This window comes from Mesorhizobium sp. M0317, from assembly GCF_040321555.1.
GTDB lineage: Bacteria > Pseudomonadota > Alphaproteobacteria > Rhizobiales > Rhizobiaceae > Mesorhizobium.
The window spans coordinates 134,032-146,036 of sequence record NZ_JAMYRV010000004.1 but is presented as its reverse complement, the minus strand read 5'-3'; the positions used below and the strand labels follow the sequence as shown (position 1 = coordinate 146,036).

The following is a 12,005-nucleotide window of genomic DNA, read 5'->3' as shown; positions in this document are numbered from 1 at the left end:
CGTAAATTGTTAAGTGGCTTCGCTTCGGTGCAGGCCGGACGGCTTACGCCGCCGGCGCGATGCGCAGCATGTGGTTGTCCCAGACATAGTCGGGCTCGGAGCGCGTCGCGCCGCTGCCTTCGATGATTTCGCCGGCACCCGTGGTTGCCATGAAGCCCGGGCCGTCGGGCGCCAGGCCGCAGACCTCGACCAGCGCCTTGGTGGCGACGATCTTGCCGCTGGCGGCGTCGATGACGGCCAGCGAATTGCCTTCCGGCGAAGACACCGCGACCGTGCCGGCAATCGGGTTGGCGGCGACCGAGCCGATGTAATTCCGGAAGCCGGATAGCACGTCCTGCGGCATGTCGAGCAGCTGCAGCCCCTTGCCGCGCGTGGCGCGGCCGACCAGCGGTGGCCGCTCGGTGCCCGGCCCGCGGTACTGGCAGCCGAACCAGATGGTGCCTGTGGGGTCGGCATCCATGTGGCGAATCGACAGCTGGTGCAGAGCCGGCGGCAGTTCGTGCTTTTCGATGAGATCGCCGGTTGTGCGATCGACCAGCACATAGGACGGCTTCATGGTGGCGATGTTGAGCTCGGCGCGGCCATAGTCGGGATGGGTCTCGATGCCGCCATTGGCGATGGCGATCGTCCGGCCGTCTCCGAGCAGCAAGAGCTCATGCGGCCCCATGCCATAGGTCGGAAACTCGCCGATGCGGCTGAACTTGGCCCGTGCGTCGTAGATCCCGACGACGCCGGCGGCATTGTCGAAATTGTTTTCGGTGGCGTAAAGCAGCGCGCCGTCGGTGGAAAACACACCGTGGCCGAAGAAATGCCGACCGGTGATGCTGGCGATGGTCAGCGGCGGCTCGCGGCCGGCATGGTCGAAGACCACGGCGAAGGTGCCGGGTTGCCGGGCGAAGACCACGGAGCGCTTCGAGACCGGATCGAAGGTGACGTCGTGGCCACGGTCGGGCAGGTCGATCGCATGCAATACTTTTCCGGCTTCCGACAACACAGCGGCGCCAAAGCTGCCGTCGCGCTTGACGAAGGCGGTGGCAAAGACGGCATCGGCGGCAAGCGTGTCCGCCCAGGCCCACGGCGCCATTGACGCGACGAAGCCGGCGCCGGCAGCTCTGAGAAAATCGCGGCGGTCCATCAGCGGCGTGCGTGTCGCAACCATTGGTCAGTCCCCGTCCAGTGACGAAAAGCCGGCGGTCAGGCCGAACTCGGCGGTTAGCCGGGTGCCGATCAAGCCCGACAGGCTGGAGGTGATCAGCGCGAAATGTTCGAGTTTTCCGCGCTCCGCGGGATCGGCAAGCGTCTTGTCGATCCGACCCTGGATGGATTTGGCAGTGGCAACGCCATTGATGAGCTGGATATGGATGGATTCCGCCATCCATCTGCTATCCTCGGGCAGCGCGTCGCCGAGCTCCGAGGCCTGGAACAGCGCATCAATGCCGGAGAGGTTGCCGGCTAATGAAAGGCCGGTGTTTTGCGAGCGCCAGTAGATCGCTTGCCTCGGCTTGTCACCCTGCGGTTTGGCGCCGAGAAAACCTTTGAGGCGCACGTCGCGGACCATTTCCAGCTCGTTGATGAAGACGCCGACCAGTTCGGTCACCGCTTCGGTGCCGTCGCGGTAAAGCGCATTGTCGGGTCCAGGATTAGCCCACAAGGCTGCAAAACCGTCCGGTTTTTTCCAGGCCGCGTCGACATCGGCCGCCATGGTCTCGATGTTCTTGGCGACTGCCGCGCCATAGGCGCAGCGATAGGGCTCGTCCTTGCCGACGAGCGTCTCGGCGCCGTCGCCGTAAAGCACGAACTCAAGCGCCCCTAATCCCTGCATCGCGACACTCTTGCCCGCCAGCTGCGCCGGATCGGTGGCGGTCGGATCCTTGCCGGCCAGCGCCGCCTGCACCTGCTTCAGGCCGATGCTCTTTCGGTCCGGCCAGTAGAGCATGCGCTCCAGCCGGTTGTTCTCCTTGATTGGCCCGAAGCCGATGATTTCAGCCGACGACCAGGCTGCGACCGTGGCCGAGAATCCGGCATGCGCGGCATCGAGGTTGCCCTGCGACGGCGCCTGGCAGAGCGCGTCCATGGCCTTCGCCAAGGTGCCGGCATGGCCATGCAGGCTGGCATAGGCGGGGCGGACAAATCCGTCGATCGCTCTTTGAATGACATCGGAGGCTTTCACCGAGGCCGATGCCGGGGACGCACCGAACAGAGCCAATGGGAGGAGTAGAACAGGCAAAACCCGCTTGAGCATCAGAATGACTCCAGGAATTTGATGAGAGCATCGCGGTCGGCCGTATTGGCGGCGGCAAAGCGATCGCGCGCCTTCTGCCCCTCGCCGCCATGCCACAGGATCGCTTCGGTAAGCGTGCGCGCACGCCCGTCATGCAGGAAGAAAGCGTTGCCGTTGACGGTCTTTGTCAGGCCGATGCCCCATAGCGGCGGGGTGCGCCATTCACTGCCCGTGGCATCGCCCACCGCCTGGCCGTCGGCAAGGCCAGGCCCCATGTCGTGCAGCAGAAAGTCGGAATAGGGCCAGATCAGTTGGAACGCCTGCGCCTTGTTCCCGCGCATGGTGACGAATTTCGGCGTATGACAGGCAATGCAGCCCATCTCGTAGAACAGCTTCTTGCCGGCGAGCACGGCGGGTGCGCCGACATCGCGCCGCGCCGGCACCGCAAGGTTCTGCGAATAGAAGGTGACGAGGTCCATCACCGGTGGTGGCGCCTCGACCGGGCCGAGCCGCTTCTGCACGCCATTGGGCATGGCCAAACAGGCCTCTTCGGCTGCGGTGCAATCGCCCCAGTGACTGGGCTCTTCCGGCGTCGAAATGCCGATGTCGCCGGCAAAGGCGTCCGCCGCCTGCTGGCGGATCGACGCGGTCTGGGCCTTCCAACCGAAGCGGCCAAGCGTCAGTTGCCCACTGCTGAGGTCACGCACCATGTTGGGCTTGCCGGAAATGCCGTCGCGGTCGCCGGGATCGGCATGGGCAAGGAGGTCGGCCGGCGCGATCTGCTCGATCAGGCCAAGGCCGATCATTGGCGGCGTCAGGCGCGGCGACAGCGTGGTGCGCGGGTCAAGCGGGCCGTAGCCAAGCCCGTCGACCGAATAGCTCGGCTTGCGCAGCGAAACGATGCTACCGTCGCCGAGCGTGACCTTTTCCTCGCGATAATCGACATACATGCGGCCTTCGCCCTTGAGGCCGGGCACCGCCAGTTCCTGCAACTGCGCGCCGTAGACCGGATCGGGGAAGTTCAGCACCTTGTGCGCGGCGATCTCGGTCTTTTCCTCGGCCGTGCTCGCATCGCGCGCTAGCCGCAGGAACATCGACGTGGTGCGGCTGTCGGCGGCCGGCGGGCGGCCGCGGCCATCCTTCAAATGGCAATTCTGGCAGGCGCGCTCGTTGAACAGGGGTCCGAGACCGTCCGAGGCCTGGGTCGAGGATGGCGACGACACCCAGTTCTTGCGGAAAAGCGCATTGCCGAGCTTGAAATTGCCCTGTTCCTCGAAGGTAATGTTTTCAGAGGGTTGCGAGAAGGCGTCGCGGTCGACCTGCTTGCGCGACGTGCCGGCGCCGCCTTGCATCGTTTCGAAGGATTCGGGCTTGGAGAAATCCTGGGTTGGCCTGGTAACTGCAAGGACGCGGGCCTGGTCCTTCGGCGTCAGGTCGGTGCGGCTCGTGGCGAGGCCGACCGGTTCCGACGATCCGGCCAGGGCCGGGGCCAAAATTGCCGCCAGGGTTACAACCGAAAGCCCGCGAAAGGCCTGATATCGCGGGTTTTTGAGGAGCAGCGGGCCGGCGGCCCGCCGCAAGCGGCGCAGAATATCTATGGGGCGCCGCATTCCTGCATGGTCCTATTCCGCCTCGTCCGCCGATGCGGCGTTGAGCTGGCCGTATTTTTCCTCGCCGATCGAGGCAAGGAGGTCGAGCTGCGTCTCGAGGAAGTCGATGTGACCTTCCTCATCCGCCAGCAATTCCTCGAACAGCTTCATCGTCACGTAGTCGCCGGCTTCGTTGCAGATCTCGCGCGAACGCTTGTAGGCGGTGCGTGCGTCATATTCGCCGGCGAGATCGGATTCGAGCACTTCCTTGACGTTCTGGCCGATGCGCAACGGCGCCACGGACTGCAAATTGGGATGCCCTTCGAGGAAGATGATACGGGCCACCAGCCGGTCGGCATGGTGCATCTCCTCGATCGATTCGGCGCGTTCCTTCTTTGCCAGCTTGGCATATCCCCAATCTTCGAGCAGGCGGAAATGCACCCAGTATTGATTGACGGCGCCAAGCTCCAGGAACAGAGCCTCGTTAAGCCGCTCGATGATCTGCGGTTCGCCTTTCATGGATTCTGCTCCCATATTGGACGCGCAGGCCTCTGACGCGATCCAGGTGTGAAACGATGTCCACGCCGCTCGCCTCCGAACGGGTGTGGTAATTTTCGGTGACCCGAATGATCGTTTCGACCACATTTGGGAAGCAGCCGCAACAGCGACCGCGCTTTTGCATCGTGTGATAGACCTTCGCCGGCACGATCAGTTGCCAGGGGTCCTGATCCAGCAGATCGACGATCGTCTGCTCAATCTCCTTTTCGGTGATGATGTTGCAATGGCAGATCAGCATGGATTGGCTCTGGCTGACGGCGCCCCTCCGCGCCGTTTGGCTGGTAGTTGGTTGGGGTGCTACTTGAACACCTTGTCCGGTGCGTCGAGGCTGTCGGACCCCTCGAAGGCTATGTTGTTCAGCTTCAGCGCGCCGACGGCGCGTTCGATCGACTTGGTCTGGTCGACCAGCGCGTCGATTGCCGCCTGCACGGTAGCATTGCCTTCGGTGTTGCCCTCGGCGATCTGCTGGTCGTAGGCCTCGCCGGCCACTTCCCGCGCCTTGATCGCCTCCATCTTGGCGACCGAGACATCGAGCTTGTCGGACAGTTCCTTGTCGATCGCCGGATCGGCCGCCTTGACCATATCGTGCACCGACGGGCCTGAAACGACGGTGCCGTCGATGCGCGTGTAGCTGGCGAGATAGGCGGCGCGGATGCCGATGGCGTCATAGAGATGCGAGTTGTAGGTATTATCCGAGAAGCAGTCGTGCTCCTCTTCGGGATCGTGCAGCAGCAGGCCGAGTTTCATGCGCTCCCCGGCCAGTTCGCCGTAGGACAGCGAGCCCATGCCGGTGAAGATCACCGAGATAGCGGTGTTCGGCTGGCCATCGACGAGGTTCTTGCGGGCGGCGCCGTCTTCCTTCCAGTTGCCGACCATCTCCTGCAGGTCGGAGACCAGAAGATCGCTGGCCGACTTCAGATACTCGGCCCGGCGATCGCAATTGCCGCCGGTGCAGTTCTTGAGGTCGTAGTCGGTGTACGGACGCTCGCCGGCGCCCGGGCCGGTGCCGTGCAAATCCTGGCCCCAGAGCAGGAATTCGATGGCGTGATAACCGGTGGCGACATTGGCCTCGATGCCGCCGGCCTCCTGCAGCGTGCCGGCGAGGAACTCCGGCGAAAGCTTCGAGGCGTCGACCTTCTTGCCGTCGATCTCGATGTCCTTGTTAGCGATGACATTGGCGGTGTAGAGCGCGTTGGCGTCGGACTCGGTGCCGTAGCTCTTGGCGACGTAGTCGATCAGGCCTTCGTCGAGCGGCCAGGAGTTCACCTTGCCTTCCCAGTCGTCGACGATCTTGTTGCCGAAGCGGTAGACCTCGGTCTGCTGGTAGGGCACGCGCGACGCCTTCCAGGCATCGCGGGCGGCATTCAGCGTGTCCGCCGACGGGTTGGCAAGCAGCGCGTCGACAGCCTTGTCGAGCGCCTGCGCCGTGGTCAGCGAATCCTCGTACTTGGCCAGCGCGATGTCGGAATAGGTCTTGATGACCGCCTTGGCATCGATCTCCGCCGCCTTGGCCGGCAGGATGAAAACCGCCGCCGTCAACATAGCCGTGGCACCGATCGCAGCCAGTCTGCCGCCATATCGCGCTGTCATCATCAGTCTCCGGTTCAAAGGGGATTCGGTAAAAGGCGCGCGTGCCAAACGGTGCCGGGACATAGGCATGCCGTAGGACACCACAGATGCCGCGCCGCTCTGCGGCTCACGGGAGAAAGACACCAAATGCCTCCAATCGAACGGGTTCAAGGCCCAAACATCAAAGGGATGCGCTGACGCGCGAGCCTCCATAAAACGATGGCGAGGCCGGAAGTCAACTGGTGAACCCTGGAAAATTCAATTGAAACAACAGTTTAGAATTATTCTAAACTAGCACTATCAACTTTAATCGTAGCCAGCAGCCAAGGTGAGAGACGCGGCGATTGACAAGCGACCGTTCCGGGTGCGACCCGGACCGGGGCTCTTGCGACGGCGGCAGACAATCGCCATCTGGCGGAACGGCTCACAATCAAAGCATGATGTCGTCCGAAAACCGCTTCACACTTTTCGGCATCATGCTCCAGATTTGAAACAGGAGTTCGGGTTGCGATGAAGAACGGGGTCGTCATTGTCGGTGCAGGTCATGCGGGCGTGCAAGCGGCCGCCAGCCTGCGCGAGGAAGGCTATGACGGGCCTGTCATACTGATCGGCGACGAAACCGATCTGCCCTATCACAAGCCGCCGCTGTCGAAGACCTTCATCAAGGACGCCGATGCCAAGCCGCAACCCTTGCGCGGCGAGGCCTTTTACACCGGCAGCGCCATCGACTTCAGGCCGAGCATCCGAATAGACAGCCTCGATACAGCAGGCTGCAAGCTGGAGGTAGCGGGCGGCGGCGTGCTGCCGTTCGACCGGCTCATCCTGGCCACCGGTTCGCGGCCGCGGCTTCTGCCGCTGCCGGGCGCCGACCTCTCGGGCGTGCTGTCGCTGCGCTCGATCGCCGATGCGCGGCTGATCCGCGCGCTCAGCGCCCAAAGCGAAGACGTGGTCATCCTCGGCGGCGGCTTCATCGGGCTGGAGATCGCGGCAACGCTGAGGGCCGCCGGCCGCAACGTCACCCTGGTCGAGGCTGTCGACCGGCTGCTTGGCCGCGCCGTGGCGCCGGTGGTGGCGAGCCATGTCCGCCAACGACTGGAGGCGATCGGCGTGCGTATCCTCACCGGCACCACGATTGCCAGGCTGGAAGGGGAAAACGGCCATGTCTGCGCCGCCATCACCTCCACCGGCGAAAGGCTGCCCGCGCGCATGGTCATCGTCGGCATCGGCGCCGTGCCGAATGTCGAACTTGCGCAGGCTGCCGGACTGACTGTCGCCAATGGCATCCGCGTCGACCAACAGATGCGCACCTCAGTGCCTGATATTCTGGCCATCGGCGACGCCGCTTCCTACCGCCACTGGTCGACCGGCGGCGACGTGCGGCTGGAATCGGTGCAGAACGCCACCGACCAGGCGCGGCTTGCCGCACGCACGATCACCGGCCATACGGACGCCTATGCGGCGGTGCCGTGGTTCTGGTCTGACATCGGCGACATGAAACTGCAGATGGTCGGGCTGACCTCGGGCGGCGACAGCCATGTCGTGCTGGGCGACCTCGCTGAGAACAAGTTCTCGATCTACCACTATGCTGGAAGCCGGCTGCTCGGCATCGAATCCGTCAACAGGCCGGGCGACCATATGCTGGGCCGCAAGATGCTCGGGGCCGGGTTTTCGCCGATGGCGCAGACGATTGCTGAGGGACCTGACGGGCTGAAGGCTGCACTGGCAGCGTTCCAGCAGGATGAGCCGGCACGGGCTGCGGGCTAGACGCACTTACCCTCCCCCTTGTGGGGAGGGTCGCTGCGAAGCAGCGGGGTTGGGGTCGGCGCGAGGCCCCCACCCGGACCTGCGGTCCGACCTCCCCACAAGGGCCCACAAGAGGGGTTTGCGCTAGGCAGCGCAGACTTCGCGGATCGAGCTTTCCAGAATGTCGAGCGCCTCGTTCATGACATTGTCCTGGATGGTGATCGGAGCCAGGAAACGGATGACGTTGCCGTAGACGCCGCAGGTCAGCAGGATCAGCCCCTTGTCGAGCGCCTTCAGCCGGATCGCATTGGCGATCTCGGCCGACGGCAGGCCCTTCTTGACGTCGTTGAATTCGACCGCGTTCATGAAGCCGAGACCCCTGATGTCGACAATCTCGGGCACATCGTCGCGGATCGACTGCAGCCGCTGTTTCAGCCGGGCACCCAGCGTATTGGCGCGGTCGCACAGCTTTTCGTCCTCGATTACGTCGAGCACGGCGTGTGCCGCGGCAACGCCGATCGGGCTGCCGCCATAGGTGCCGCCGAGCCCGCCAGGACCGGGCGCATCCATGATCTCGGCGCGGCCGGTGACCGCCGCCAGCGGGAAGCCGCCGGCCAGGCTTTTCGCCATGGTGGTAATGTCGGCCGCGACCTCATGATGATCCATGGCGAACATCTTGCCGGTGCGGGCAAAGCCGGTCTGCACCTCATCGGCGATCAGCAGCATGCCGTGCTGGTCGCAGAGCTTGCGCAGCGCCGTCAGGAATTCGCGCGGCGCGTCGTAGAAGCCGCCCTCGCCTTGGACCGGCTCGATGATGATGGCGGCAACGCGAGCCGGATCGACATCGGCCTTGAACAGTTTGTCGAGTGCGGCCAGCGAATCGGTTGTAGACACGCCGTGCAGCGGCACCGGAAACGGCGCGTGGTAGACGTCGCCCGGCATGGCGCCGAAGCCGACCTTGTAGGGCACGACCTTGCCGGTCAGCGCCATGCCCATGAAGGTGCGGCCGTGGAAGCCGCCGGCAAAGGCGATGACGGCTTGGCGGCCAGTGGCGTTGCGGGCGATCTTGATGGCGTTCTCGACGGCTTCAGCGCCCGTGGTGACGAAGATGGTCTTCTTCTCGAACTTGCCGGGCAGCATGCCGTTCAGCCGTTCGGCCAGCCTGACATAGCTCTCATAGGGCACGACCTGGTGGCAGGTATGGGTGAAGCGGTCGAGCTGTGCCTTGACCGCCTCGATCACCCTGGGATGGCGGTGGCCGGTGTTGACGACGGCGATGCCGGAGGAGAAATCGATGTATCGGCGGCCTTCTACATCCCAGATCTCCGAATTCTCGGCGCGGTCGGCATAGATCTGCGTCGTCATGCCGACGCCGCGCGAGATCGACTGGTTCTTGCGCTCGGAAATGGCTGCGTTCTTCATTTCGTCCCTCATCGGGCCGACGCCCGTTCTCGTTAGATGAATGCCAAGGCCTCTTCTGACCTTATTTCACGTTTTCCTCAAGTTGGCACCGCCGCCGGGCGATTGGGCCTGTCGTCGATGCGGGCCACTTCGACAGACCGGTCTTAACCAGCCGACCGATACACGTACGGGGCAGTCCGTGACAGCTCACCCTTCACCGGGAACGGCGAAGCGATCCCGCTCGCGGCAGTGGCGACTTCCGCTACGACCTCGAACAGCCGACGGTGTGGCGGCGCAACCGCATCCCGACGATCACCGTTCGCGCAGGCCTCGTTGGCGACGTGCTGCCGGCCACCGTCGTCAACGAATTGAAGCCGTCGGTCGACGCCTTCATCGCCAAACTGCCGACCGGCTATTCCGTTGCAACCGCCGGCTCGGTCGAGGAAAGCGCCAAAAGCCAAGGACCGATCGCAGCGGTGGTGTGGCTGATGCTGTTCGTGATGGCGACCATCCTGATGATCCAGTTGCAAAGTTTTCAGCGCCTGTTCCTGGTGGTGGCGGTGGCACCGCTCGGCTTCGTCGCCATTCTGGGCGTCCTGGCGCTGATCGGCATCCTGATCCGCAACTCGGTTATCCTGATCGTGCAGATCGAGGATCTGGTGGCCGAGGGCCAAGACCGCTGGGAAGCCGTGATCGAAGCGACCGAGCACCGCATGCGGCCGATCGCGCTGACGGCCGCGGCCGCCAGCCTGGCGCTGATCCCGATCGAGCGCGAAGTGTTCTGGGGCCCGATGGCCTACGCCATGACGGGCGGCATCATCGCCGGCACGGCGATCACGCTGCTGTTCCTGCCGGCGCTTTATGTGACGTGGTTCAGGATCAAGGAGCCTAAGCAGGGGGACGAACCATCTGTTCCGGAGAACGGCGAACTGGCGCAAGACCCCGCTTAACGCTTTGCGGATCATTCGTTATCGTTAGAGGGTTCGGGGCGCGATTTCGCTCGCTGCCATGGCGATGATTTTGAGGTCCGCCAAGCATGCCAGCCTTTTGGCAAGTCGGCCAATGCCAGGATGCTTTCATCCTGCTGCACCACCTCTTGCAGGCCAACGAGCATTATCTCGCGTTCATCCCAATCTCGAGAGTCGCTGCTATAGAATTGCCAACTGCCGCCTTCATCGTTGTAGTTCTCGTCATCGTCAGCTTCATGCACAACGTATGCGATCCAGTCGCCCCGTTTGAATATGCTCTTGTCCGATAGCACCGCGACATTGGGCGGATCTGCAAACTTCCATTCTTCCATGGAATTCCCCAAGCGATTGTTCTGCGGAAGAAACTAGTTCACGCCGTCCGAACAAACCCCTCGCTCGCCCTAAGCAAATTGCGTGTGTAATCCTTCTCCACGCGGTGCCCGATCAGCTGGCCCGCCGTCAGGTTCTCCACCGCTTCGCCATTCTGCATCACCATCAGGCGCTCGCACATATGGGTGATGATGGCGAGGTCGTGGCTGACCATCAGGAAGGTCAGCTTGCGCCGACGGCGAACCTCTTCCAGCAGGTTGAGCACTTCGGCCTGCACCGAAGCGTCGAGCGCCGAGGTTGGTTCGTCGAGCAGCAGGATCGACGGTTCGAGGATGAGCGCCCGCGCGATCGCCACGCGCTGACGCTGACCGCCGGAGAGCTGGTGCGCGTAGCGGAAACGGAAACCGTTGCCTAATCCGACCTCGTCGAGGGCGCGCTGGATGCGTTGCTCGCCATCGGCAAAGCCGTGAATGGCGAGCGGTTCCTGTAGCAGGCGGTCGACGGTCTGACGCGGGTGCAGCGAACCATAGGGGTCCTGGAAGACCATCTGCACTTCGCGATAAAAAGCCTTGTCGCGGCGCGCTCCCAGCGTCTTGCCATTGACCGTGATAGTACCGGATGCGACAGGCACCAGGCCGGCAATGGCTTTGAGCAGCGTCGACTTGCCGGAACCGCTCTCGCCGACCAGGCCGAAGGATTCGCCGGACTTCACCTCGAGGTTCGCCCCTTTCAGCGCGCGAAAACGGTCGAACACCACCTCCAGCCCTTCAATCGAAATGGCTGGCGTCATGCCGCCCACTCCGGCTTGCGGTCGAGCACCGGCAGCGGGTGGCGTTCGTAACCGATCCTGGGCATGCAGTTGAGCAGGCCGCGCGTGTAGGGATGTTGGGCGTCGCGCAGCTCCGACGCCTTGAGCTGCTCGACCACCTTGCCGGCATACATGACGATGACGCGGTCGCAGAAGGAGGCGACCAGCCGCAGGTCGTGCGAGATGAAGATCAGGCCCATGCCGCGCTCACTGACCAAGCGGTCGAGGATGCCGAGCACATCGAGCTGCACGGTGACGTCGAGCGCCGAGGTCGGCTCGTCGGCGATCATCAGTTCCGGTCCGGCGATCAGCATCATTGCGATCATGGCGCGCTGGCCCATCCCGCCGGACACCTCGTGCGGATGCAGGTCGAAGACACGCGAGGGATCGCGGATCTGCACAGCTTCCAGCATGGCCAGCGCCCGCTCGCGCGCTTCGGCCTTGGAGACCTTTTCATGCGTGCGCAGCGTCTCGACGATCTGGCGGCCGATGCTCATCACGGGGTCGAGCGAATATTTCGGATCCTGCAGGATCATGGCGATGCGTTTGCCGCGCAGCGCCCGGCGCTGGCGGGCGGGTATGTCCAAAAGATCGATGCCGTCCAAGGCGAGCTTCTTGGCCGAAACCAGAGCCTGCGGCGGCGTCAGCCCCATGATGGCGCGGCCGGTCTGCGACTTGCCGGAGCCGCTTTCGCCGACAATGCCCAGCCGCTCTCGGCCGAGCGAGAAGGTGACGCCACGCACCGCCTGGATGAGGCCGGTCCGAGTCGGGAAGGTGACGCGCAGGTCGTCGACATCGAGAAGTGCACCGCTCATTGG

General features: G+C 63.7%; 11 protein-coding genes and 1 pseudogene. 2 read left to right on the top strand and 10 right to left on the bottom strand.

The genetic code is table 11. The features are described from left to right. Positions 1–43 precede the first annotated feature (43 nt). Genes NKI88_RS06000 through NKI88_RS05975 form a run of 6 tightly spaced genes read right to left on the bottom strand, consistent with a single transcriptional unit; the run spans position 44 to position 5,958 of the window. Positions 44–1,159, bottom strand: a complete 1,116-nt coding sequence (locus NKI88_RS06000; protein WP_352654188.1) for a DUF1513 domain-containing protein — start codon at positions 1,157–1,159, stop codon at positions 44–46. Positions 1,160–1,162: 3 nt separating this feature from the next. Beyond that, a complete protein-coding gene (locus NKI88_RS05995) occupies positions 1,163–2,242 on the bottom strand; it encodes an imelysin family protein (RefSeq protein ID WP_352654186.1) in 1,080 nt (359 codons plus the stop codon). After that, on the bottom strand, positions 2,242–3,831 hold the full coding sequence (locus NKI88_RS05990) for a di-heme oxidoreductase family protein (protein WP_023699450.1): 1,590 nt from the start codon (positions 3,829–3,831) through the stop codon (positions 2,242–2,244). Before NKI88_RS05990 ends, NKI88_RS05995 begins: the two co-directional genes overlap by 1 nt. 12 nt (positions 3,832–3,843) lie before the next feature. After that, a complete protein-coding gene (bfr, locus tag NKI88_RS05985) occupies positions 3,844–4,329 on the bottom strand; it encodes a bacterioferritin (protein WP_023669537.1) in 486 nt (161 codons plus the stop codon). Beyond that, entirely contained in the window at positions 4,295–4,606 is a 312-nt protein-coding gene (locus NKI88_RS05980) for a (2Fe-2S)-binding protein (protein ID WP_023669536.1), read from the bottom strand. Before NKI88_RS05980 ends, bfr begins: the two co-directional genes overlap by 35 nt. Before the next feature lie 59 nt (positions 4,607–4,665). Beyond that, positions 4,666–5,958 carry an imelysin family protein gene (locus NKI88_RS05975; protein WP_023669535.1) on the bottom strand — a complete coding sequence of 431 codons (1,293 nt, stop codon included), beginning with the start codon at positions 5,956–5,958 and terminating at the stop codon, positions 4,666–4,668. A gap of 489 nt (positions 5,959–6,447) precedes the next feature. On the opposite strand from NKI88_RS05975, the gene NKI88_RS05970 reads away from it, so the two are divergent. Next, positions 6,448–7,701, top strand: coding sequence for an NAD(P)/FAD-dependent oxidoreductase (locus tag NKI88_RS05970; protein WP_352654183.1), 1,254 nt, complete (start codon positions 6,448–6,450; stop codon positions 7,699–7,701). Positions 7,702–7,824: 123 nt separating this feature from the next. On the opposite strand, the gene NKI88_RS05965 is transcribed toward NKI88_RS05970, so the two are convergent. Next, entirely contained in the window at positions 7,825–9,102 is a 1,278-nt protein-coding gene (locus NKI88_RS05965; protein WP_352521645.1) for a 4-aminobutyrate--2-oxoglutarate transaminase, read from the bottom strand. Positions 9,103–9,297: 195 nt separating this feature from the next. Here NKI88_RS05965 and NKI88_RS05960 point away from each other — a divergent pair. Next, a pseudogene (locus NKI88_RS05960) lies at positions 9,298–10,031 on the top strand (efflux RND transporter permease subunit); the annotation flags it as partial. An 11-nt stretch (positions 10,032–10,042) separates the two neighbouring features. On the opposite strand, the gene NKI88_RS05955 reads toward NKI88_RS05960, so the two are convergent. From NKI88_RS05955 to NKI88_RS05945, 3 genes are read right to left on the bottom strand one after another with little or no spacing between them, the layout of a single operon-like run. Further along, positions 10,043–10,381: a DUF2185 domain-containing protein gene (locus tag NKI88_RS05955; protein ID WP_023696743.1), complete on the bottom strand. Its 339-nt coding sequence runs from the start codon at positions 10,379–10,381 to the stop codon at positions 10,043–10,045. A gap of 38 nt (positions 10,382–10,419) precedes the next feature. After that, positions 10,420–11,169: an ABC transporter ATP-binding protein gene (locus tag NKI88_RS05950; protein WP_023669527.1), complete on the bottom strand. Its 750-nt coding sequence runs from the start codon at positions 11,167–11,169 to the stop codon at positions 10,420–10,422. Further along, positions 11,166–12,002, bottom strand: a complete 837-nt coding sequence (locus tag NKI88_RS05945; protein WP_023669526.1) for an ABC transporter ATP-binding protein — start codon at positions 12,000–12,002, stop codon at positions 11,166–11,168. Before NKI88_RS05945 ends, NKI88_RS05950 begins: the two co-directional genes overlap by 4 nt. Positions 12,003–12,005: the final 3 nt, after the last annotated feature.